Source organism: uncultured Methanobrevibacter sp., assembly GCF_902774605.1.
GTDB lineage: Archaea > Methanobacteriota > Methanobacteria > Methanobacteriales > Methanobacteriaceae > Methanocatella.
The window spans coordinates 1-23,075 of sequence record NZ_CACYJE010000026.1; the positions used below are offsets into that span (position 1 = coordinate 1).

27 protein-coding genes and 1 pseudogene are annotated in these 23,075 nt (G+C 41.0%); 11 read left to right on the top strand and 17 right to left on the bottom strand.

Going from position 1 to position 23,075, the window contains the following annotated elements; genetic code table 11:
• Positions 1-196 (top strand): alpha-isopropylmalate synthase regulatory domain-containing protein (locus QZU77_RS06205; RefSeq protein WP_295601606.1); only part of this gene is annotated, 196 nt, incomplete at its 5' end.
• Positions 197-688 (top strand): KEOPS complex subunit Cgi121, encoded by a 492-nt coding sequence (cgi121, locus tag QZU77_RS06210; protein WP_295601609.1) that lies wholly within the window; start codon positions 197-199, stop codon positions 686-688.
• Here the strand turns inward: cgi121 and QZU77_RS06215 are convergent.
• The 8 genes from QZU77_RS06215 to QZU77_RS06250 form a co-directional block, all read right to left on the bottom strand.
• Positions 672-1,619, bottom strand: coding sequence for a DegT/DnrJ/EryC1/StrS family aminotransferase (locus QZU77_RS06215; RefSeq protein ID WP_295601612.1), 948 nt, complete (start codon positions 1,617-1,619; stop codon positions 672-674). The genes cgi121 and QZU77_RS06215 overlap by 17 nt on opposite strands.
• Complete coding sequence (locus QZU77_RS06220; RefSeq protein ID WP_295601616.1) at positions 1,612-2,793, bottom strand: hypothetical protein; 1,182 nt, start codon at positions 2,791-2,793, stop codon at positions 1,612-1,614. Before QZU77_RS06220 ends, QZU77_RS06215 begins: the two co-directional genes overlap by 8 nt.
• 55 nt (positions 2,794-2,848) lie before the next feature.
• A complete protein-coding gene (guaA, locus tag QZU77_RS06225; RefSeq protein ID WP_295601619.1) occupies positions 2,849-3,775 on the bottom strand; it encodes a glutamine-hydrolyzing GMP synthase in 927 nt (308 codons plus the stop codon).
• Between the two features lies 1 nt (position 3,776).
• A complete protein-coding gene (locus QZU77_RS06230) occupies positions 3,777-4,040 on the bottom strand; it encodes a hypothetical protein (protein WP_295601620.1) in 264 nt (87 codons plus the stop codon).
• Between the two features lie 9 nt (positions 4,041-4,049).
• Positions 4,050-4,607, bottom strand: coding sequence for a GMP synthase subunit A (locus tag QZU77_RS06235; RefSeq protein WP_295601623.1), 558 nt, complete (start codon positions 4,605-4,607; stop codon positions 4,050-4,052).
• Positions 4,608-4,965: 358 nt separating this feature from the next.
• Complete coding sequence (gene trxB / locus QZU77_RS06240; protein ID WP_295601626.1) at positions 4,966-5,877, bottom strand: thioredoxin-disulfide reductase; 912 nt, start codon at positions 5,875-5,877, stop codon at positions 4,966-4,968.
• Positions 5,878-5,961: 84 nt separating this feature from the next.
• The gene (locus tag QZU77_RS06245) at positions 5,962-6,501 is read right to left on the bottom strand and encodes a glutathione peroxidase (RefSeq protein ID WP_295601629.1); all 540 of its coding nucleotides are present in this window, start codon (positions 6,499-6,501) and stop codon (positions 5,962-5,964) included.
• A 447-nt stretch (positions 6,502-6,948) separates the two neighbouring features.
• Positions 6,949-7,737 carry a sulfide-dependent adenosine diphosphate thiazole synthase gene (locus tag QZU77_RS06250; protein WP_295601632.1) on the bottom strand — a complete coding sequence of 263 codons (789 nt, stop codon included), beginning with the start codon at positions 7,735-7,737 and terminating at the stop codon, positions 6,949-6,951.
• 99 nt (positions 7,738-7,836) lie between these two features.
• Here QZU77_RS06250 and QZU77_RS06255 point away from each other — a divergent pair, with 99 nt between their 5' ends.
• Positions 7,837-8,349 carry a nitroreductase family protein gene (locus QZU77_RS06255; protein WP_295601635.1) on the top strand — a complete coding sequence of 171 codons (513 nt, stop codon included), beginning with the start codon at positions 7,837-7,839 and terminating at the stop codon, positions 8,347-8,349.
• A 51-nt stretch (positions 8,350-8,400) separates the two neighbouring features.
• Here the strand turns inward: QZU77_RS06255 and gatE are convergent, their stop codons facing one another.
• The 7 genes from gatE to QZU77_RS06290 are packed head-to-tail and all read right to left on the bottom strand — an operon-like array spanning position 8,401 to position 16,710.
• Complete coding sequence (gatE, locus tag QZU77_RS06260; RefSeq protein WP_295601637.1) at positions 8,401-10,272, bottom strand: Glu-tRNA(Gln) amidotransferase subunit GatE; 1,872 nt, start codon at positions 10,270-10,272, stop codon at positions 8,401-8,403.
• A gap of 9 nt (positions 10,273-10,281) precedes the next feature.
• Positions 10,282-11,592: a Glu-tRNA(Gln) amidotransferase subunit GatD gene (gene gatD / locus QZU77_RS06265; protein ID WP_295601639.1), complete on the bottom strand. Its 1,311-nt coding sequence runs from the start codon at positions 11,590-11,592 to the stop codon at positions 10,282-10,284.
• Between the two features lie 13 nt (positions 11,593-11,605).
• Entirely contained in the window at positions 11,606-13,045 is a 1,440-nt protein-coding gene (locus QZU77_RS06270; RefSeq protein WP_295601642.1) for a 2-oxoacid:acceptor oxidoreductase family protein, read from the bottom strand.
• Between the two features lie 12 nt (positions 13,046-13,057).
• Positions 13,058-14,170, bottom strand: coding sequence for a 3-methyl-2-oxobutanoate dehydrogenase subunit VorB (locus QZU77_RS06275; protein ID WP_295601646.1), 1,113 nt, complete (start codon positions 14,168-14,170; stop codon positions 13,058-13,060).
• Positions 14,171-14,455, bottom strand: a complete 285-nt coding sequence (locus tag QZU77_RS06280; protein ID WP_295601649.1) for a 4Fe-4S dicluster domain-containing protein — start codon at positions 14,453-14,455, stop codon at positions 14,171-14,173.
• Positions 14,456-14,472: 17 nt separating this feature from the next.
• Positions 14,473-16,137, bottom strand: coding sequence for an AMP-binding protein (locus tag QZU77_RS06285; protein WP_295601652.1), 1,665 nt, complete (start codon positions 16,135-16,137; stop codon positions 14,473-14,475).
• A 21-nt stretch (positions 16,138-16,158) separates the two neighbouring features.
• On the bottom strand, positions 16,159-16,710 hold the full coding sequence (locus tag QZU77_RS06290) for a helix-turn-helix domain-containing protein (protein ID WP_295601655.1): 552 nt from the start codon (positions 16,708-16,710) through the stop codon (positions 16,159-16,161).
• A 229-nt stretch (positions 16,711-16,939) separates the two neighbouring features.
• On the opposite strand from QZU77_RS06290, the gene QZU77_RS06295 reads away from it, so the two are divergent.
• Entirely contained in the window at positions 16,940-17,311 is a 372-nt protein-coding gene (locus tag QZU77_RS06295) for a hypothetical protein (protein ID WP_295601657.1), read from the top strand.
• 16 nt (positions 17,312-17,327) lie between these two features.
• Here QZU77_RS06295 and QZU77_RS06300 read toward each other — a convergent pair whose 3' ends face one another.
• Both QZU77_RS06300 and QZU77_RS06305 read right to left on the bottom strand, forming a co-directional pair.
• The gene (locus tag QZU77_RS06300; RefSeq protein ID WP_295601661.1) at positions 17,328-18,137 is read right to left on the bottom strand and encodes a CPBP family intramembrane glutamic endopeptidase; all 810 of its coding nucleotides are present in this window, start codon (positions 18,135-18,137) and stop codon (positions 17,328-17,330) included.
• A 12-nt stretch (positions 18,138-18,149) separates the two neighbouring features.
• Entirely contained in the window at positions 18,150-19,082 is a 933-nt protein-coding gene (locus QZU77_RS06305) for an NAD-dependent epimerase/dehydratase family protein (RefSeq protein ID WP_295601663.1), read from the bottom strand.
• Between the two features lie 113 nt (positions 19,083-19,195).
• Between QZU77_RS06305 and QZU77_RS06310 the strand changes: the two genes are divergently transcribed.
• From QZU77_RS06310 to QZU77_RS06340, 7 genes and pseudogenes are all read left to right on the top strand, one after another.
• Positions 19,196-19,585, top strand: coding sequence for an energy-converting hydrogenase A subunit A EhaA (locus tag QZU77_RS06310; RefSeq protein WP_295601710.1), 390 nt, complete (start codon positions 19,196-19,198; stop codon positions 19,583-19,585).
• A complete protein-coding gene (locus QZU77_RS06315) occupies positions 19,578-20,075 on the top strand; it encodes a hypothetical protein (RefSeq protein WP_295601712.1) in 498 nt (165 codons plus the stop codon). Before QZU77_RS06310 ends, QZU77_RS06315 begins: the two co-directional genes overlap by 8 nt.
• A gap of 4 nt (positions 20,076-20,079) precedes the next feature.
• The gene (locus QZU77_RS06320) at positions 20,080-20,328 is read left to right on the top strand and encodes a DUF2109 domain-containing protein (protein WP_295601715.1); all 249 of its coding nucleotides are present in this window, start codon (positions 20,080-20,082) and stop codon (positions 20,326-20,328) included.
• 6 nt (positions 20,329-20,334) lie between these two features.
• The gene (locus QZU77_RS06325; protein ID WP_295601718.1) at positions 20,335-20,601 is read left to right on the top strand and encodes an EhaD family protein; all 267 of its coding nucleotides are present in this window, start codon (positions 20,335-20,337) and stop codon (positions 20,599-20,601) included.
• Positions 20,598-20,858, top strand: coding sequence for a DUF2107 family protein (locus QZU77_RS06330; RefSeq protein ID WP_295601721.1), 261 nt, complete (start codon positions 20,598-20,600; stop codon positions 20,856-20,858). Before QZU77_RS06325 ends, QZU77_RS06330 begins: the two co-directional genes overlap by 4 nt.
• Positions 20,855-21,346: pseudogene (locus tag QZU77_RS10855) on the top strand (EhaF family protein); the annotation flags it as partial. The gene QZU77_RS06330 and the pseudogene QZU77_RS10855, both read left to right, overlap by 4 nt.
• A 1,120-nt stretch (positions 21,347-22,466) precedes the next feature.
• Positions 22,467-23,075 (top strand): MBL fold metallo-hydrolase (locus QZU77_RS06340; RefSeq protein ID WP_295601725.1); only part of this gene is annotated, 609 nt, incomplete at its 3' end.

Below are 23,075 nucleotides of genomic sequence, written 5' to 3' on the forward strand. Positions count from 1 at the left end.
GGAGATTTTCAAGGATGTTGATTTGATTGAGTATCACGTAGACTCCATCACTGGCGGTACTGATGCCTTCATTGATGTGATTATTAAGCTTCAGAAGGGTGACCGTGTCGTTTCCGCCAGGGGTACCGAAGCCGACATTATCAATGCCAGTGTGAAGGCATACATTTCAGGAGTGAACAGGTTATTGGGTGATTAGATGCATATGGACAATGTTAAGATTTTAGGTTTTAAGGCGTCAATTGATTCAGTGGGAGATGTCCTTGATAAGGTTGATTCCATTAAGGGGGATGGTGAAATTATCCAGCTTCTTGATGAGGATTCCATAGTCAGTGAAAATCATATTATTCATGGCGTCAACCAGGCATTCCTCGCGTTTGACCGTGGCGAAAATCTGGCAAAGGACATCAGCGTTGAGATTGTTCTTAGATGTTCCGCTCAGCGTCAGATTTCAAAGGCCTTTAAAATGTTGGGGTTGCATGAGGGTGAAATGAACTTATGTGCGGTTTTGATTAATTGCGATGATTACACTGATGAGTTGTCATCATTATTCAGTTTGGATGATGGCGTTTTTAATCCTGATTTTGATTATTTGAAAAAGATTTATAAGGTTAGTGACAGTGAACTTGAGAACCTGTCATTAGAAGAGGTTATCATTGATAGGATAACCAAGCTTACAGTTGACTATTGACTTTGTCGATTATTTCATCTAGGCATTCCATTGTGAGGTTGGAGTAATCGAGGTTTTTTATTTCAACACATATTGCCTTTTGCTTTATGCGGTTATAGTTCGGGCATGTTGTTATCATGCCGCTTTTATCCAGTGTCAGTGTCTTTTTTAAATTCCAGCATATTGACTTTGCATCATCATGAGGTATAATCACATTAAGTCCTCGTTTACTTGCATGCAATGCATTAGGTATGTGTTTTTTTACATGATCTGTTGCATTTAATGAAAGTTTGAGGTTTTCACTAACATTATCAAGTTCATTATCTATACCACTGCATATAATTTCAGTGGTTTTACTTAACTTTTGGGGCAGGCCTGTTTTTTTGAATACTTCACTGTCGCTTGTGGCGATAAAACCTCCGCTGCCTACATTGATTATTTTTGGCGAGCCTGTTGATGCAAGAATGATGTCTGATTTTTTTCCCAGCAGATTTTCATAATCTCCAATTCCGGCTGAAGCATCCTCAATGGTTAGGATGCCGTTGTTCCTGCAGTACTTGTTAATATCATTAACATCCTGCTCGGCGGTGTATCCTGCAAAACTGGTGAAGACTAATGCGGAATTGTCATTGAATTCAACATCATCAAGATAATCCGGGTTAATGAGTCCGTCATCTGTCTTAACGGTGACTAAATTCTTATTTAAAAACTTTGCAATCTGCTTGAACCCATGCCAACCGCCCTGATCGGGAACAATGACATCCCCGTCAACGCTTGAAAGGGCGATGAAAATACTGTTGTTTCCGCTTGAGGTGATTCTGGCCTCCTCCTTTGAGGTCAACTCCTTAATCTTATTGATGCAGCTTTCCTCATAGTTCCCATTGGCATTGCCCTTGGCAACTTCACTCATCACTTCCAGGGTGCTTTGGCTTGGTCTTTTAAACTTAAACATTCTTCTCACTTTTAAAATACATGTCCAATGTGGTCTGCTTTGTGTGGAGCATCTCATTGAGCAGTGTTCCCTGCTTGACATACCTGCTTATAGGTATCCTAAGCTTGGACCCACTGTACTCCAAGGCATCCTTCAATGTTTCAAACTCCAAATACGGTCTCAGCATTGCTTCCTTGATGTTTTCCCTAACGTTGAAAACGCCCAATGGCACATAGCCGTCATAGGCCTCCCTTAAAATCAGCAATCCTGATTGCCTTTTGATCTTCATGAGATAGTCTAGCACTGCCATCTTGGCGGTGTAGTAGCAGCCTCCGACAATGGAATACTCCTTCTTGCCGCCGTTGGTTTCATAATCGGAGAAAATTAGCTCCTCGTTTTTCATCAGTTTGATGAATGCCTCATACCATTCATACTGCCATTCGGTAGGTGTCAGGATGATGATGTAATAATTGTTCAACGCTCCGAACTCATATAATCGATAAGTGTCCAGTATGTCGTACTTTCGAACCTCTTTTAGAAATTCATCCGCCAATGTTGAATCGCAGGCGGTGATTGACCAGCGTGTAGGCACGAGCTTACGATTATTCTTGGTGCCGATAGCACCAACGGAGAATGCCTTCTGCATGGCAGTGAACGGCACATCCTTATTGTGCAAGTTAACCACTGCATCAACCGCCTTCAAGTCAGTGTCGTAGAATGTTTTCTCCAGTTGCCTGTCCCACCTGACCGCATCGATGTCGAATTTCTCAATTGTTGCGCTTGGCCCATGGGGCATGCTGTCCTCTGTTAGAAGTGACCCGCGTGGCCTTTTGCGGAATGTCGCTTCACTGTCGATTGATTTGGATGCAAGTGAAATGTCCTGGAGTTTCTCAACGAAAGGATTTTCCAGATCGTCAATCTTAATCAGCTGCTTTCCCCTTACAAGGTTCATGCGGTAGTTGATGATTTCATCCTGTGTCTTGTTCTCGCCGATCCATGACTCGGGAGAGTCCATGATTGAAGTGTCACCCATCTGTGAGCTCATCATCGGTCCGGCATACACTTTGGGATAGGACCATCTTCCTATGAATACTGATGGGGGAGTGGTTCCCTCAAGGTTTTTTCCGACCTTAACAGACTTCATCTGAATCTGTTCGGTTAACTTGGCTAAGTAAGCGTTTTTAGTGGTTTTCATAATTAATTTGATTAAAAAAAAGTAAAAAGTGAAAAAATACTAATTAAAGTATTTTTTAACAGAATTCGATGGTTGCAGGTGGCTTGTCACTAACTGATAAAGCGACATGGGTGACTTCTGAGATTTCAGAAGTGATTCTTTTGGATATGGTTTGTACAACGCTCCATGGTAGTTCAGCAACGGATGCGGTCATGGCATCGATGGAGTTGACCACCCTAACGACTACAAGATATCCGAAGTCCCTTTGGTCTCCTTTAACACCGGTCACTTTGGTGTCTGTCAGTACTGCGAAGTATTGCCATACTTCCTTGTCAATTCCTGCGGCTTCAATTTCTTCACGAACAATATGGTTTGCTTTTCTACAGATTTCAACGTTTTCACGGGTCAATGCTCCGACAACACGCACTCCAAGACCTGGTCCTGGGAAAGGTTGCCTGTAGACGGTTGTTGCAGGCAAGTCCAATTCGTCACCGATTTCCCTTACCTCATCCTTGTAGAGGTCACGGATAGGTTCGCATAATTCAAGAACCATTCCATTAGGCAATGCAAGGTTGTGGTGGGATTTGATTTTGCCTTTGGTTTCAATCCAGTCAGGTGCGATTGTTCCTTGAACAAGGAATTTGGCATCAGCCTTTTTGGCTTCCCTTTCAAAAACGTCAATGAATATCTTACCGATGATTTTACGTTTTTCCTCTGGGTCTTCAACGCCAGCAAGAGCATCCATGAACTCGTCGGAAGCATCCACGAACTTGAAGTTTAACCTGTCCTTGAAAGTGTTGGTTACCTGTTCGACTTCTCCTTCTCTTAAAAGACCATGATCAACAAATACTGCTGTTAAGTTATCACCGATTGCTTCCTGAACAAGTACAGAACACACTGAACTGTCCACTCCACCGGATAATGCGATAATAGCTTTTTCGTCACCGATTTGATCTTTAATTTTTTGAACTGCATCTTCAATAAACTCTTTAGGACTTAACATTTTATTCCTCTTCCTCATCTTCTTCTTCGTAATCTTCAATGATTTGCTTAATCATGGCTTCAAGACCATTGTCGTTACCGGATTCAATGGCTTCGAAGATATCATCAAACTTAACGTATTTTTCTAGTTTCACTGATTTGGCACCGATACCTGAGATTCTGAATCCGTATTCTTCATCTCCGATTGGTATGTTAACGTATTGTTTTTTCAAACCGATTTTAAATTCATTTGCCTTATCTCTTAAATCATCAGCGTTATCAATCATATTATACACCTATTTTTGACAGATCTTATAGAAATTCTTAAATATTTCTTCTCCTTTTGGAGTGTGATGCACTTCAGGGTGGAATTGGATTCCATATACATCCTTGTCTTTATGCTTGAATGATTCAACATCGCATAAATTGGAACTGGCCAGAACATTGAAATCTTCAGGGATTGTCTTGACCTCATCCTTGTGGGATGACCAGACATCCATTTCAGGAGCCAGCCCTTCAAATAAGTCTTCATCACTATTGATGCTTATTTTAACTTGAGCATAACTTTCAGTATCGGAGGTTGTGACCTCGCCGCCATAAGCTTTTGCGATCAATTGGTGGCCGAGACAGATTCCAAGAATTGGGATGTCAAAGTGTTTAATGTACTCTTCACTGTTTCCTGCACCTTCAAGGGAAGGTCCTCCCCCAAGTATTAGTCCTGTTGGATTTTTCGCTTCGATTTCTTCAACAGTCAGGGTGTTTGAAACTAGTTCTGATGGAATATTCAAGTATTGTAAACTTCTTTGTATCCTATGGTTGTACTGGCCCTTATTATTAATCACTATTATTGTCATGTTATACTCCATTAAAATATAATGATATTATTTTTGGTTTTTGTAATTATTATAGTTTGTTAAAAATTCGATGGTTTTTTCGATTTTTTCAGTGAAATGTTCATCGAGGTTTTTTGAAAGTTTGGGTTGGATTGCAAAAAATAGTTATTAAAGGTCCATCTAATCACTTAAAACTTTATATATCATATTGAATATATGTGAATTACATGGAACTTAGAGATTTGATATTTATAATTATCGCCATATTTGTGGCAGTGGTCTTACTGAAAATATTCATGTGGTTGTTGCCGCTGTTTGTGGTGTTGGTTATAGCATTCTTCATTTACATTTTCCTTCAAGAACGCTATAATTATTAGATTCATTGGATGTCATGGAATGCGGAAGTTGCAGCAACTGCACCTTCGCCGCATGCTACAATCCATTGTTTCAATCCAATGCAAACATCACCTATCGCATAAACGTAATCGACATTTGTTTTTTGGTCGTTGTCAATTATTATATGTCCGGATTCATCCAGCTCGACGCCTAACTGTTGGGCAAGTTCAGTGTGAGGGACATAGCCCACGCTGATGAAAACGCCATTCACCGGCAATTCTGACACCTCACCGGTCACGGTATCCTTCAATGTAACTGATTCAACCAGCATTTCGCCTTTTATCTCTTCGACTGTGGCGTTCATGATGGTGTTTATGCCCGCTTCTTTTATTTGATCCTGCAGGTGTTTCTGTGCACGGAACTCATCCCGCCGGTGGATTAGGGTAACGTTTGCTCCAAGGTTGTTCAGGTATAATGCTTCCTGAAGCGCACTGTTTCCTCCACCAACCATTATGATGTCACGGCCCTGGAAGAAGAATCCGTCGCAGGTTGCGCAGTAGCTCACGCCTTTTCCTAGGAATTCGTCTTCTCCTTTGGCGTCAAGGTGCCTGTGGGAGCTTCCGGTTGCAAGGATAACTGTTTTTGTTTGGTATTCGTCTTTTGTGGTTTTCACGGTGAAGCGGTATTCCTCGTCGCTTTTGGTGATTTCCACCACTTCTTCCATTTCGTGAAGCTCGGTGTTTTTGGTTGCCTGTGCCTTCATCTTTTCAATCAGTTCGAGTCCTGATATGCTGTCGAATCCTGGATAGTTTTCCATTTCAGGCACTTCACGTCCGATTCCACCTGCAAGGTCACGGTCGATTATCAGGTTTCTGGTTCCCTGTCTGCCGGCATAGATTCCTGCGGTGAGGCCACCTGGGCCTGCTCCGATAATGATTATGTCATATTTTTCCATGTTGTTAACCTCAATAATGTTATTTGACGGTTATGGTTTAAAAAATAGTATTGTTTAAAATAAAAATAAAAATAAAATGGGGAGTTATAATAATTCCTCAATTGCTTTTTTAACGTCACCTAAGTCTTCGGTTGGCTCGAATCTTCTTACAGGATTTCCCTGACGGTCAACCAGGAATTTGGTGAAGTTCCATTTGATGTCGTTGTTGTCCTTGTAGTGCCTGTCCTTTGCTTTGAGCATCAGTTTCAATGCGGTTGCCCCTTTGCCCTTGAGGTCTGTGAATGGCTGTTCGTTTTTAAGGTATTCGAATAGCGGGTCTGCGTTTTCGCCGTTCACGTCAATCTTGTCGAAGATGGTGTATGGCACGAGCCATTTGCTGCGGCATACTTCGGTGATTTCTTCAGTTGATCCAGGTGCCTGGTTTCCGAACTGGTTGCATGGGAAATCAAGTATTTCAAAACCTTTTTCATTGAATTCTGCATAGATTTCATTTAGTTCTGTGTATTGTGGGGTGAATCCGCATTTGGTTGCTGAGTTTATTATTAGTAGTACTTTGTCTTGGTATTGGCTTAGTGAAACCTTGTTTCCGTCACCGTCTTTTACTTCAAAATCATATACTGGCATGTTTTTTACACCTCGTTAATTTTTTTAGGCTTAACTAAATTAAGTCTTGTTATAATTATTGTAGTAATTTAATATTTAAATGTTGCTTGTAAATTAATTTTTTCATTAAATGTTTTTGAAAAAATTTCAGTAGGGTTGTCGTGAACTTAAAAAAGAGAGATAATAAGGTGTCCAAGTGACTAGTTTGAACACCAAAGAATTGAGGAAAATTATATTTGGCAGATTTTTTTTTAATTTTCCGTTGACTTGTACTAAATTAGCAAAATTGTGAGAAATCTAATTTAACACAAATTCTAATTTTGGAGAGTATTAGTTTTTGACTAATAATGAGAGTGTTTTAGGTTAACCTAAATTTCATCTCTACTTATTACTTTGGCACCATAGTATATAAAGCTTTCGATTTTTTTAGGCATACCTAAAAATTGGTGATGATATATTTAGGTAAAATCATTTTCTGTTTTCCAAGTCCTCAGCAACCTTTTTGGCCACATACTCTCCTGAAAGAAGCATTCCTCCAAATATAGGTCCCATGCGCTGTGAACCGTGAACCGCATTGGCTGCCATACCTGTAACGTACAATCCAGGATACACCTCATTCACATTGTCAAGAATCTTGCCTTCGGCACGGTCAGCCCACATTGACTTTTCCCCCATGATCTTTCCGGTTTCGGTATTCAATGGAGCCTCCATCTTGTCCTGAACGATCTTGATGATTTCCAATGGATGTCCTGTCGCATCGATGACTGCACGGGAACGCACTGTAAGTGGGTCTATATGTAGACCACTCATTTCAACTGAGCTCCAGTTGAGCACAACTCCGTTTATTCCGTTTTCACGCACCATCAAATCCTCAATTGACATGAGGTTAAACACTTTAAGGCCAGCTTGAGTGGCTTTAGATGTAAGTGTTGAGGTGCACTCTATGGAGTCCACCACATAATAGTTATCCTGATACTTCTTGTAGCTGATGCCGAACTCGTCAAGGATTCTGCGACCCTCCTCCTGGACAACAACCTTGTTGAACATCATTCCGCCTCCCCACATTCCGCCGCCTATGGAGAGTTTACGCTCAAACAATGCAACCTTATATCCTGCCTTAGCAAGATAATATCCTGCTGTTATTCCGGATGGACCTCCGCCACCGATTGCAACATCAATGTCTGTGTAGTCCAGAAAGTCGTTCATGAACTCTTCAATGATTGCTCTTGATACAATAATATCATCTAGTTTTTCCATAATTTCACCGTGTTTATATTAATCTTTTTTGTTATATAATTCTGATGAAAAATTAAATTATATATCTATTCTAAAACAAAGATTTTAACAGGTGAATTCATGAAAGATTTTTTAGAGTTGGCATGTGAAAGATACTCAGTTAGAAAATATTCCGATAAACAGATTGAAGATGAAAAACTCGAAAAGATTTTAAAGGCGGCGCAGGTTGCACCAACCGGTAACAATTTTCAGCCGCAGCGTGTTTTTGTAATCAAAAGCGAAGAAGGCCTTGAAAAGATAAGGTCATTTACACCATACTGCTTCAACGCTCCAATCGTATTGCTGATTTGTTATGACAAGGAAGTGTCATGGAAGACAGTTGACGGTCACGACGCCGGCCTTGACGATGCGGTAATTGCCACAACACAGATGATGCTTGAGGCATATGATTTGGGAATCGGGTCAGTTTGGGTGCGAGGATATGACAAACGGGTGCTTGATGAGCTCTTTGACCTGCCTGAAAACATGGTCACTGTTGCCCTGCTTCCTATAGGATATCCATCAGAGAAAGCCAAGCCTTCCCCATTGCATTCAAGAAATGTAAGCATGGATGTGATGGTGGATTACTTATAATCAGATTTTAATTTTAAAAAAAGAGTTTAATGGAAACTCCATTGAGTTTCCTTATATTAATTTTTGAATTTCTTCACGCACGATTTTGTTAACCATGCCTCCGTCAGCCTTTCCTTTAAGCTGCTTCATACACATTCCCATTAAAGGACCCATGGCGCCCATCTGACGTTCCTTAACCATTCCTTCATTGTCAGCTACAATTCCTGCAATGATTTCGGCAACATCATCTTCGCTCATCATGACAAGATTGCTTTTCTCAGCGATTTCGGCTATGTCAGTGTCTGGTGTCTTAATGGTTTCAACAGCAAGTTTACGCACACTGTCCTTTGCAATTTTACCGTCGGCCAGCAATGTGAAAATGCCCTTGAAGTGGTCCAAGGTTAATATGTTAATGTCATGACCTTCCCTTCTGATTTCTCTGAGATCATATGCGAGAAGTGAAGCGACCGGTGTGGCATCCACATCAACGTCAGCTAAAACAGCCTCAAACATGTCCGCTTCCTGCCTTTTTACAAGCTGTGTTGCAAGGTCTTCACTTAATTTGTACTCCTCAATGATCCTTGCCTGTTTCACGTCAGGCAGTTCAGGTAAATTATTGGCTATAGGTTCGATTCTTTCAGAAGTAATCTTAAAGAGAGGAATGTCAGTTTCAAGATACATCCTGTTTGCAGTCGGAAGAGGCCTCATGTATTCAGTGTTACCGTCATCAAGCGCTTTTCTTGTTTCTTCAACAACACCTTCAAGACCTAAGTTGGCTCTTCTTTTAACTTCTTCCAAAGCGGATACTGCAATATCCTCATCGTGAGCCACAATGATGAATGCATCTTCTTCGCCAATGTTCAGGAAGTCATTCACCTTGTCAACCTCATCCTGAGTAATTCCGTATGCAGGCAGTTCGTCTGAATGGAATATTCCAGAAACTCCTCGTTTTTTAGCATAGCTTGCAATTTCAGTTCCGAATCTTCTTCCAGGCTGCACTTCACGACCAATCTGCCCATCAAATCCTTTCAATACTACTGCTTTGATTGTTTCAGCAGACTTTAAGATTTTGGATTCGGTATCCTCGAAAAGCTCATCCAAATCATGAATCTCTTCCAGCACTTCAGCATTTCTTGCTTCAAGCTGTTTTTTGATATCAATTAATTCCAATTGCCTTTGAACTTCACGGTTAACGATTTCAGCCATCAGGTCAAGGTCCTGCACACCTTTGATTTCCACACGAGCTCCTTCTGCAATGGAAATGTTCAAATCCTGCCTGATTGTACCCAATCCTCTTTTAACATTGGTGCTTCTCAGAATCTGACCGAGCATGTAAGCCACTTCTCTTACCTGGTCTGGATGGTGCATTGAAGGGTCTGTTGTAATTTCAGCAAGAGGAATTCCTAAACGATCCAACCTGAACTCGGTGAACCCGTCCTTGGTTTCAACCCTTCTTGCGGCATCCTCTTCAAGTCCAAGGCTTTCAATGATTACCTTGCCGTAAGGAGTGTCCAGGTAACCGTCGGTTGCAACCATACCTGTTCTCTGGAAACCTCCAGTGTTACTTCCATCGATAACCTGTTTACGCATGGTGTGGAACTCATCAACAATATGCATGTTCATCAAACATGCGATTGTGATACAGATGTCCAATGCTTCCTCATTTAAGCTGTGTGGCGGTTCATCATCATTTTCAACAAGACAAGTGTGCTTTTCAAAGTTCTCATACTTGAAATTCAATCCCCTAAGTGATTCCTGTAATGCTGCACGGTCGATTTCACCAAGCTCTGATTGAGTTGGCCTTAATTTCCTTTGAACCAATTCACTGAATTCATCATCAACAAGCTCTGTTTTACATGGACAGAACAACTTGTGCTGACTGTTTAGTTGTTGGTGAATTTCAAGTCCCATTTTTAATCCTAATTTTTCATAATCAAAATCCATGCTATCACCTTAGTTTAAGAAATCCTTGATTGAGGATTTTTCAGAAAATTCACCTGCAATGTTAGTTTGCATGATCTCTTTAACGCTCTCGTAATCGTCACTTTGACCTAATGCCCAGCATAACTTGACATAAGTGGTTTCAGGAGTCATGTCACGGCCGGAAATCACTCCTGCATCCAATATGTTACGTCCGGTTGAGTAAACGTTCATGTTCACCCTACCATATAGGCATTGTGAAGTCATGACCACTGGGATTTTTTCATCCTGTGCTCTTTTGAATGAATCAATCAAGTCATTCGGAACATGTCCAAGACCTGTTCCCTCAATAACAAGGCCTTTATAACCTTTATCAATATGATATTCAATAAACTCTTCAGAAATGCCGGGGAAGCTTTTTATGAATCCAACTTTTTCTTCAATCGCAGTGTTCAATTCCAATTCATTAGCTCCACGTTTAACATAATTGTAATCAGGATTGATGCTCATTTTCTTATTTTCGATTTTAGCTATTGGCTGAGCATTTATGCTTCTGAAAGTGTCCCTACGGGAAGTGTGCATCTTCCTTACTTTTGTTCCCTTGTGCAGGTAATTGTACTTGTCGTTCAAGCTTCCATGCATGCAGACGCAAACCTCTGCAATGTCTGATTTTGCAGCAATAACTGAATCGATCAGGTTAATGTTGGCGTCACTTGAAGGCCTATCTGAACTTCTCTGTGCACCGGTGATGATGATTGGCACAGGGGTCTTTAATATGAAGCTCAATGCTGCGGAAGTGTAGTGCATTGTGTCTGTACCGTGAGCTATCACCACGCCGTCAGCACCGTTTGAAATGTCATTAGCAACTTCTTCTGCAGCTTTAACCCAGTATTCTGGTTTCATGTCTTCACTTAAAATGTTGTATAATGCCTTAACATTATAATTTGCATAATCCAATAATTCAGGGTTGGCTTTTACAAGGTCTGAAGCGGTAAACTTAGGATGCACTGCACCTGTACGATAATCAATAACTGATGATACTGTACCTCCGGTTGATACGATTGAGATATTCTGTTTTGACTCATCATGTGGAATTTCAGTTTCATCATAGCCGATTTTTGGCTTGTCACCCTTTTCTATGAGCTCTGCGGTAGTGTCCTTGATGGCCACTCCAATATTGTATCCGCTTGATAATTTGATAACAAGGTATCCGTCATCAGCATCTTCTGGCCTGTCAAGTAAAATACCGGTATAAGTGATGTCTTCCTTATGCACTTTAATGGTGTCTCCTATACTTAAACCGTAATTTTCAATATACTTTTCACTGTTTTCCTTATATGTCATTAAATCACACTTTTTATGAATTGTTTTTAATCCATTCTGCTCCAGCATGCAACACGTCAATGTTCACGTCAATGACTTTTGGCTTGGATGCAAACATTTCACGAATTGCATTCTCGTAGGATTCAGGTTTTAAAACATCAGTCAATTCAGTCAATGCACCTAAAAGTGCAGTGTTTGCAGTTCTAGCGTTTCCATGCTCTTCTGCAATGTCAACACAAGGCATTGCAATAACTTTAATGTCACGATCAGTTTCAAACTCTCCGATATGGGAATCGTAAAGTATCACACCACCATCTTTCACGTCCTGTGAGAACTGTTCAAGGGATGGCTTGTTTAAAGCTATGAGAATGTCAATGTCATCCACTACAGGGGTACCTATGGTTTCGTTGGATATGACGACTGAACAGTTGGATTTTCCTCCCCTTTGTTCAGGTCCGTAGCTAGGATACCAGGATACATGCTTTCCTTCAGCACATGCGGATTGCGCAATGGTCAATCCTGCACTCAATACTCCCTGACCTCCAAAACCGGAGACTTTAATGCTTACAGGGTCAATGTCCTCATCGAGGTATCCTGAATCTGCAGATCTTGTAACATTGAATATTTTATCAAGGGATTCGGTTGAAAAGTCACTGACAGGTCTTTCAACAGGTTGTTTGGTGTATAAGTTGTTTCTGAAGTTTTTGACCGGAAATTCCTTTTCCATTTGATTTTCAATGAATTCCTGTGCACGTTTTACATCCTGCTTTAGGTTGGTTGGGCAAGGTGATAATATTTCAACGAATGAGTATCCTTTTCCTTCCTTCTGCACTGTCAATGCCTGTTTGATTGCATATTTTGCAAGTCTGATTTTTAATGGATTGGCGAGGGATACCCTTTCAATGAACACCGGTGCCTTTAATGTGTTGATTAACTCGCACATGTGGGTAGGGTGTCCTGCATAATCAGGGTCTCTGCCGGTTTGGCAGGTCACTGTCTTTTCACCGATTAAAGTTGTTGGAGCCATCTGTCCACCGGTCATACCGTAAACGGTGTTGTTTACAAAGAACACTGCAATTTTCTCTCCACGGTTGGCTGCCTGCAATGTTTCGTTCAAACCGATTGATGCAAGGTCTCCGTCACCCTGATAGCTCATGACGATTGCATTGTCTTCAGCTCTTGAAATACCTGTAGCCACTGCAGGTGCTCTTCCGTGAGCTGTCTGGAAGTTGCCGCAGTTGAAGTAGAAATAAGCATACACTGAACATCCCACTGGGGATATCATAACGCATCTTTCCTGTATTCCAAGTTCATCCATACATTCAGCTATCAGCTTGTGTATGATGCCGTGTCCACAACCTGCACAGTAGTGAGTTGATTGGATATTTGTTCCTTTTCTAGGGTATTCTTCTAAAAGGGATTGTGGATTTCTACGTACTTGCTCTTCATAATCTTTATTTAATTCTTCACTCATTTTTCCACATCCTTAATCAATAATGTTTGGGCTAGCCTTTTCTTCACTTCTTTTTGAAGTATCTATTTCATCGTCAAGTCCTGCTATCTCGTAAATCTTTGCAAGGACATGCTTGAGCTCAATTAAGTTACCGCCCATTCTGTTAACAAGATAAGTGTCTTCTTTTCTAAGTGCTGCGAATTGCACGTCAGCTAACAGTTGTCCGTTACTCATTTCAACTGAAATGAAACTAACTCCTTTATCTGCTAATTCCTTGATTCTGTCAGTTGGGAAAGGTGATAATGTGATTGGTCTTAAAAGTCCAACTTTCAAGCCTTTCTCACGGCTTTTGTCAACAGCTGATCTTGCGATACGGCTGCTGATACCGTAGGATACTAAAACGATGTCTGCATCATCTACCTGATATTCGTCCACAATGACTTCTTCAGCGTCAATCTTTGCATATTTTTCCTGAAGTTCATAGTTGAAGTCTTCCAAATCATTGAAATCATTGAAAATTGAAGTAATCAAGTTTTCCATGGTTGCTTCATTTCCTCTAACTGCCCATGATTCATCGATTTCAGGTTTGATGGCTTCTTTAGGGAATACCAATGGCTCTGCCATTTGTCCAAGTGTACCATCAGCCAATACGACAACAGGGTTTCTCCATTTGTCTGCAAGTTCAAACGCTTTCATTGTCAAGTCGCACATTTCCTGAACGCTGTTTGGAGCAAGCACGATGTTCCTGTAGTTACCGTGACCGCCTCCTTTGACAATCTGATTGTAGTCACCTTGTTCAGGTCCGATATTTCCAAGTCCTGGTCCTGCTCGCATGATGTCAACAATAACTGCAGGCAATTCAGCGCCTGCAAGGTATGTGAATCCTTCCTGCATTAGGCTGATACCAGGTCCTGATGAAGCTGTCATTACTCTGTGGCCGGTACCTGATGCGCCGTAAACCATATTGATTGATGCTTCTTCACTTTCAGCCTGCACGAAGTTTCTTCCAACCATTGGGAAGTATTTTGAAGCTTCATGTAAGATTTCACTTGCAGGAGTAATTGGGTATCCAAAGAAACAGTCACAACCTGCATACATTGCACCGATGATAACGGCGGTGTTTCCTTTCACCATTTGATTACTCATTTAGTTTCCCCCTTTGTTAGCAACTTTTGCCTTAATCATTTTGGCAACTGAATCGTTAACAATATTTTTTATTTGATGTACTTCAAGAGCTAATGGCTCTGGACAGGTAAAGTAACAGTCTTTACATCCAGTACAGCCATTGCCACTGTAATAAGCAAATTGATATCCTGCGTTGTTCATGTCATCTGAAAGTAATATTGCATTTTGAGGACATCCTACTATACATCTCATACATCCTTTACAAATTTCCTTATTTATAACTGGATAAGATATTTCCTCTGTCATTATTATCATCTGATTTTTCATTGATTATCATTTTCTCTGATTTCAACTCTTCTTATTTTACCGCTGATTGTTTCAGGTATTTCATCCACGTATTCAATCATTCTAGGGTATTTATAAGGAGCTGTAACTCTTTTAACATGATTTTGAATGTCTTTTGTAAGTGAATCTGATGGTTCAAAGCCTGGCTGCAATATGATTGTCGCCTTTACGATTTGGCCTCTCACTTCATCAGGATAAGCGGTAATTGCACAGTTTTGAACTGCTTCGTGTGACAATACTGCACTTTCAACTTCGTACGGTCCGATACGGTATCCTGAAGACTTGATGATGTCGTCGTTTCTTCCGACAAAGTGCACGTATCCGTCCTCATCCACCCATGCGGTGTCTCCGCAGTGGTAGTATCCGTGATGGATCTGCTTTTTGTATTTTTCATCATCATTCACGTAATCCTTAAATAATCCAGGATTAGGTCCGTCTTCTAATTTGAAACAAAGTTCTCCCTCATCACCGATTTCCACTCTTTCATGGTTTTCATCAAGCAGTTCCAAATTGAATAATGGGGAAGGTTTTCCAATGGATCCCACTTTTGCATCCAACCATATGAATGTTCCGATGGATAGTGTGGTTTCTGTCTGACCGAATCCCTCCTTGATTCTCAAGCCTGAGATGTCATAGAATCTTTCTGAAACCTCTGGAGGAAGCGGTTCCCCTGCAGTGGTTACATAGGTCATGTTTGAAAAGTCATATCCCTTGATATTTTCCTTAATCAGGAATCTGTAGACTGTTGGTGGTGCACAGAAGGTGTTCACCTTGTATTTTATAACATTCTCCAATAATTTTATTCCATTGAATCTGTCGTAATCGTAAATGAATATTGCGGTTCCTGCAATCCACTGGCCGTAAAGGTTTCCCCACACTGCCTTTCCCCAACCGGTATCGGCAGCGGTATGGTGAATTCCGTCCTCCACAACGTTATGCCAATATTTTGCAGTTGGAATGTGTCCTAATGAGTAGGTATGTTTATGGGATACCATTTTTGGAAGTCCGCTGGTTCCGGAGGTAAAGTAGATTAAAAAGATTTCTTCTGCATAGGTCTTGTCTTCTCCGGTTGGTCTTTCAAATACTGGACTTTCCTCTTTTATTGCCTCATTGAAGTTTATCCAACCGTCCCTTTCGGTTTGGATAACTAATTTAGGTATGTCAATGCCCAAAGATTTTTCCGCTTCTTCATAATCCGGAAGTAATGTGTCCTCTTCAATTGAGACTACCATTTTCACATTTGCCTCTTTTATCCTGAAGTCAAGGTCATGAAGTTTGAGCATGTGTGTTCCAGGAATTGGTATTGCACCGATTTTATGTAGTGCAACCATACAGAACCACCATTCATATCTGTTTTTAAGGGTGAGCATTACGCAATCACCTTTTTTGATTCCTAATCTTTTGAACAGGTTTGCAGTTCTGTTGGAGTATTCCTTCATGTCTTTGAAAGTGAAGGTATGCTCCTCATCATGGTCGTTTACCCATATTAAGGCTATCTTTTCGGGATCGATTTCGGCATACTTGTCAACTACATCGAATCCGAAATTATAATCGTCTTCGTATTTTAATTTGAAATTTTCAAAAAAGTCTTCATAAGAGTTGAAGTCAACTCTCTCTACAAAATCTCCTATAACTGAGGTCATTAAAATTACTCCTAATAAATATTATATGATTACTGCTAAGAATTTAGCGGGCTTGTCGTTCAACGCTACCATTGCGTGTCTGTGTGCGGAATCGAAGAAAATTGAATCTCCTTCATTGAGCACGATTTCGTTATTGTGGATATATATTTTTAAGGAACCCTCAAGGACATAGTTGAATTCCTGTCCTGGGTGTGAGTTAAGTGAAGGCACAGGGTTCTTCTCCGGATCAACCACTACGATGAATGTCTCAGCCTTTTTGTGAATGAAATTAGAACATAGGTTTTGATGTGTATATTCTTTCCTTCTGTCGACTGAAACTCCTTTATTTGCACGGGTGATGTCGAAGATGCTCATTCTTGATTCTTCACCTGTTAATAATAATCCTAAATCAACTTTGAAAATGTGTGCAAGCTCATATAAAAAACTTGCTGGAATGTCTACTTCAGCGTTTTCATATTGGATGTATGTTTCTTGGTTAATGTTCAATTCGTCTGCAATTTCTTTAATAGTAATGTCTGACAATTCTCTCAATTCTCTAATTCTATTTCCAATATCTTTGTTGTATTCATTCATTTATAAACACCTATTTTTCTAACTGATTTTACTATATTATAATAAATATTATAACATATTATAAATTTTGATTTTAAAATTATATAAAGGTTATTTAAAATCGTGTTAATTCATTATAAATTCATTGAACAAAAATTTTTTTAATTGATGAAAAATGTGACATCACGTGGAAAGTTTTATATAGTTCAAACAATAATTTTAATTTAAATAATTTAAGGAGATTATAAAAATGTCATCTAATGAGATAGGTACTAATGTAATTTTCAAAAAACAATTAGGATTAAACTATGAAATCGACCAAAAGTATGTTGGTTTAAAAATGAAGGAAAACAACATCTTGTCTTTCAATTTCAGAGTACCAGGAGCTTTAATAGATGAAGTTGAAGCATACTTTAAAAGATTCAAATTAGGTGAACCGATTATGGTCGATATCGGAGGAACCGGAGACATCAAATGCGATTTTAAAGGAGTCTCACCGGTACTTAAAAACAAGGATGAATTGGACCAATACTTCATCTCAGCCACTCTTCAAGAAGATAAGCAATATGACCCTCTCGAAGAGGAAAAATGTGAAACATGTAGTGGATGCGGATTCCACTAAAACTTATTCTTTTTTTTTAACTAAACTCTTTTTTAATCAATCTTGTTTCTTTGATGATGTATTTCGTAAGCAGTAATGTTCCAATGATTGAAATGATCAATGATGGAATGAGCCAAGGCATCTGAGCCAAAACAATGTCAATGCCTGAGGTCTCAAGGACTGTCGCAACAACATTGTTAATGAAATGCACGCTCATCGGAATGAAAATGTTGTCTGTTTTTAAATATAATATGCACATGCATATTCCAAATAGGAATGCGCTGGTTATTCCGCCGTACTCATGGCCTATGGCGAAAATGAATGAGGAAATTAGCATTGCCGGAATGATTCCTGTCCTGATTTTCAACCTGTTGAATAAAACTCCCCTGAAGGTCAATTCCTCAACTATGGGTGCGAATATTATGGCAGCAATGCCCTCAAGTATGAGGATGCTTGAATCCATGTCTACTGTATCAACATCCAACATGGAAATCCAGTTGGGATCATTCAATCCACTTAAAAAGTCAAAAGCGGAAATCAAAAACACGAAAAGACATGCAAACAGAAAATTGATGATGAAAACATATAATATTTCTTTTTTAACATTATCCTTGGAAAAGTCATCAAAATTATTCTCAAGCCCTCGTGTGCCTTTCAGAGCATAAGCGTACAATAATGTTGCAATCAATAGGAACATTATCATGAACAGGTTATCATCGGCATCTATCGCTGGAAAAATGCTGGATATGACTGATGACAGTATTATGGCTATGATAATTCCAACAATTAAATCTCGGATTCGTATTGTTCTTAAACGAACATTAAAATCAATGACACTCTTATCCATAATTGCATTTTCCTAAAGAATGGTTTTAAACCAGTTGACTGTTTCGGATAACTGTTTTTCGAAATCCTTTGAATCGATTTTCAAATCAATATTTTCCATGCCACTGACATCCGCCAAGGAGTGCTTAATGTCACCTAAACGTTCAGGTTGATAATCAGGTTCCAAATCACTGCCTAGAGTGTCCTTGACAATCTCATATAATCTGTTGATGGTTAATTTCTCACCTGAAGCCACATTGACAACGCCATTGAAATCTGACTTGCAAGCGGCAATGTTTGCCCGGACGACGTCCCCAACATAAACGAAATCACGGGTCTGCTCACCGTCGCCATAAATGATGGCTTGCTTGCCTTCAAGCAATGCGCTGATGAAATTAGGTATGACAGCAGCATACTGGGAGTTCTTGTCCTGCTTGGGTCCGAAGACATTAAAGTATCTCAGTGCGGTGTAGTTTAAACCGTAACTGTCATGAAATGATTTCAAATATAGTTCACAGCTGGCCTTGGATGCAGCATAAGGGGATGTGGGCATCAAAGGCTCTGTCTCCTTAAGGGGCATGTTTCTGTTCTCTCCGTAAACCGCCGATGAGGATGAAAACACTATTTTTTCAACACCATTGTCTGCGGCGGCTTTTAGAAGTTCAACTGTTGCGTTAACGTTAACGTCATTGCATTCGATTGGATTTTCAACACTTAATGGTACACTGGCCATTGCCGCTAGGTGGAAAATATAGTCAATATCGGTTGTCAATTCCTTCAAATTAGAATTGCGGATGTCTTCTTTGACTATTTTCAAATTATCGTTTTCTGGATTTTTTAAATTTTTAATGTTTCCAGTGGAGAGATTATCAATAATGGTGATATGATTATCATCCATTAGTTCATCAGCAATGTGTGAACCGATAAATCCTAGTCCGCCAGTGATTAAAATATTTTTATTCTTCATTAAGTCACCAATAATTAATTTAAATTATATTTAAGCAATTATATATTATTTTTAAGTAACAATATTTATATATTTTTATATGTATATTATTTATTTAAGAGGAGTCTAATAATATGTTTGATTTGATGTTAAATGCCATATCGTTTGCTTCATACGGTAACTTTTATGGGCTTAGCAATATAGCAATCAGTTCATTTGATATAATCATCGCTTATATTGCGGCGATTATCTGCTCTATTGTTGTTGCCCTGATTTTAAGATTACCCTTGCTTCCAAGCAGACCATACCGGTATTCTTTTGATGTTAGTGCATTATATCCAACTCCAATAATAGCCATTGGTGTACTATCCATATTTCTAGTTTTAAATTATACTTTCATGTATAACGGTTTAGTATTGGCTGTTGCGGTTGGCGTTTTATCTGCACTGTTTGTGAAATACTTATTTGATTTTGTATTCCCAAAACCTCTGGATGAAAATACTGGAGATGATAGTAATGAATGAGGTAATTGGAATAATAATTGCTGCCATTCTTTGTTGGTTGAATTTTGTAATAGTGGATACATATTTCGGACTTCCCGAGCAGCCTGGCGTTAGAGGAGCCAGCATTATAGGTAAAGACGTTGAGAAAAGAGGGGGAGACATTGCTGGCGGATTCTTCCAAGGAAACATTTTATGTTCACCGGATGCATCTGCTGGTACATTATTAGCTTCTATTGGATACTTGCTTTTAGGAATACCTGGAGGAATAATCGCAGCATTTCTTGTATTCATTGGAAACAGGTTATGCGCTGATCCGGGATATGCCGGAACTTGCGGAAGCTTGACTGCAACAGCAATCATATTCTTGACATCATTCATAGGTTTGACACCTGAAATGTTCATTGTCGGTATGGTTATCGCTATATTCACCATCATGGGTATTAGCCAAACCGGTGCTTCTAAAGTTTTAGGCAACATTGCCAAAAAATTCAATAGGCATGCTAGAGAGTGATTATATGTATGTTGAAATTATTGGAATCATAGTCGTATTTGTAGCATTAAGGGCATTGATAACACAGAATAGGGCTGAAAGATTATTATATTTAAATGTCATTGGTTTTGGAGTTTCAGCCATCATTGCATTAGTGATAAACACTCCATTTGCCCTTATAGTTGCAGCAGCATTTTTCATTTGTTCAACAATTAGCGCAAATGCTATTGCTTATACATTGAAAAGACTAGATGATGAGATACTATTGGAGTGATTGAAAGTGGAGTTTTTCGTATCAATAATCGCAATGGCTCTAATGGTAATCGGTGCATTCGGTATCATTTTCATGAGAAAACCATTGGATAAGGTCATCATGTTTTCAATACTGGATGCTGGTTTCGTTTTAGTTATTGTGCTGTTCAAGTATTTGGATGTTGCAATGTTTGCAGCATTGGCAGGTCCATTATCAACTTTAGTATTTATTTTAGCTATTGTTAAGATTAAAGAAATTAGGAAAAATAAGATTGTAAGTGGTGATGCAGAATGATTAGTGTACCATTATTCTTCTATTTTGGAATATTCCTAGCAATCATTGGTAGTTTAGCCACTGCATGGGGTCCTGGAGTGAACGACCCTATTGTAAGAACATTCAATACTGAAGTTGCATCAATCGGGGTCTGCTTGGTATTATTATGTTATAATCATGTACTGGCACTATTAACATTGCTAGCTACAACAGTAATTATCAGTTTAATTTTATTCAGAGCAATTATTCGCTTGGAAGAAATGGGGGCAGACGTATGAGACTCAGTGTTTTATGGAATAAACTGGCTGACCCTAAAAACATTCCAAGACTCTTTGCATTCAGTCTGGGAGTGATATTGATTGTCGGATTGATTGTGCCTATGGCATTGAACCCTGACCAGTTATACCCAAGGCCTGCTCCACAGGAGCAAATCGATGAAGGATTGGCAATTGCACCTTATGACAGGGGTGGTGTTGTTCTTGTCGAACCTGGAGACATCGATCCTCAATATCCTGAAAATGCAGCTAGCCTAGGAATGATTACAGCATACATGTCACCGTTGGCGCAATGGATATCATCAATATCACCGTACTTCGGAACATCAATATACTCATCCCCAGGTGGTCTAATCGATGAGATACTATACTACACTAGGGGATTCGATACAATACTCGAATCAAGCATCCTGATGATGTCCTTCATTATCGCTTCATGGCTATCAATTAATTATACCATGAACAGGCGCAACGATGAGGATGAAATCAAAAAAGACCCGTTGATCGTCACGCCAATCGGTATCTGCCTGAATTACTACGAGCAGAAGAATAACTTCATCATGATCCACTTCAACGGGGAGCGGATGAAGCTCTACGACAACGGCAAGCTTCGTATCGTGGACGCGGCCCTGCAGGCCGGCCTTTCCACGGACGAGCTCTTCCCCAGACGGGGGAAGGAAATCCGCTACACCGTGGACGGAGAGGAGCGCATGGCGGTCGGCGGGGCAGGCGAAGGGGCCCGGATTACCATGAACGGGGAGTCTGCTGCCCTGAACACGAAGCTGCGGCAGAACGCGGACATCACGATTGAGGCTTCGACGGCCGGAAGCGCTGCGGTCCTGCACCTCGGGGATATCGACGAATTCAAGACCTCGACCCTTTCCTTCATCATCAATGCCGTCACGGTCCGCTGTCCCAAGTTCTTCGAGGTAAACGGGGTCCTTGAGCCCGCCACCTATGAGATCAAGGACGGGGACAAGGTGGAAACCCGGTCCTTCTATACAGTTTCCCAGATTGCCGAATTCATGGACGTGACGATTTCAAAGGACCACGAAATCCTCGTCAACCGCATGCCGGCCGACATGAACACCCTGGTTTACGAGAACTTCAATGTCGAGTGGACCATCTCCGGCTACGGGGATGAGAATAATGAAGAAGCAGAAGCGGATACGGACCTTTCTCCTTCCGTCCCTGCGGCCGGCGAAGCAGAAGAGCCGGAAGAAGCGGAGACAGAGGCAGACGCTGAGGCTTCTGAGACAGATGAAGGCGATGAAAAGGCGGCGGGCACCGGAGCCGTATTTTCTGCGGACTCCAACCTGGGTCCCACCCGGCCCAACACCAAGCGGACAGAGCCCCTGCCCAAGGCCGGGACCGCCATCAGCATCACCGTAAACGATACGCCGGTGACCCTGACCGGGAAGGATTCCTATATCTTCGTGGATATCTGGAACGTCTATCCCTTCGATACCCATTCGGGCGGCGGCCGGGCCATTGTGACGACCATCAACGGGGCAAAGTGCGGCTTCTCCGACCCCCTGCACGACGGGGATATCGTGAAGATCTACTGGGAATGACTTCTCAGTATTGCAGCAGATTTATAGAAAGACTTACATGGACATATTCAGCATAGGCTCCGGCTCCAGTGGAAACTCCATCTGCGTGGGCGGGGACAACAGCCACATCCTGATTGACGCCGGCCTTTCGGGCAAGCGGATCAGGGAGGGCCTGAACGGGAAGGACTTAAAACCCGAAGAACTCTCGGGCATCCTCATCACCCATGAGCACGCGGACCACGTGTCCGGCCTCGGGGTCATGGCCCGCCGCTACGGCCTTCCCATCTACGGGACCGCCGGCACCATCCGGGCCATCCGGAGGAACTCTTCCCTGGGGGAAATCGACGACAGCCTCTTTCACGTGGTGGAGAGGGATGTGGATTTCACGGTAGGGGACCTGACGGTTCACCCGATTCACGTCTCCCACGACGCGGCAGATCCGGTGGCCTATATCTGCACCGACGGAAGGAAGAAGATCGGGGTCATCACGGACCTGGGCAAGTATGATGACTATACGATAGGAAATCTCCAGGACCTCTCGGTAATCTTTCTCGAGGCCAATCACGACGTCAATATGCTTCAGGTGGGCCCTTACCCTTACCCGCTGAAGCAGCGGATTCTGTCCGATTCCGGCCACCTTTCGAATGAAACGAGCGGGGACCTACTG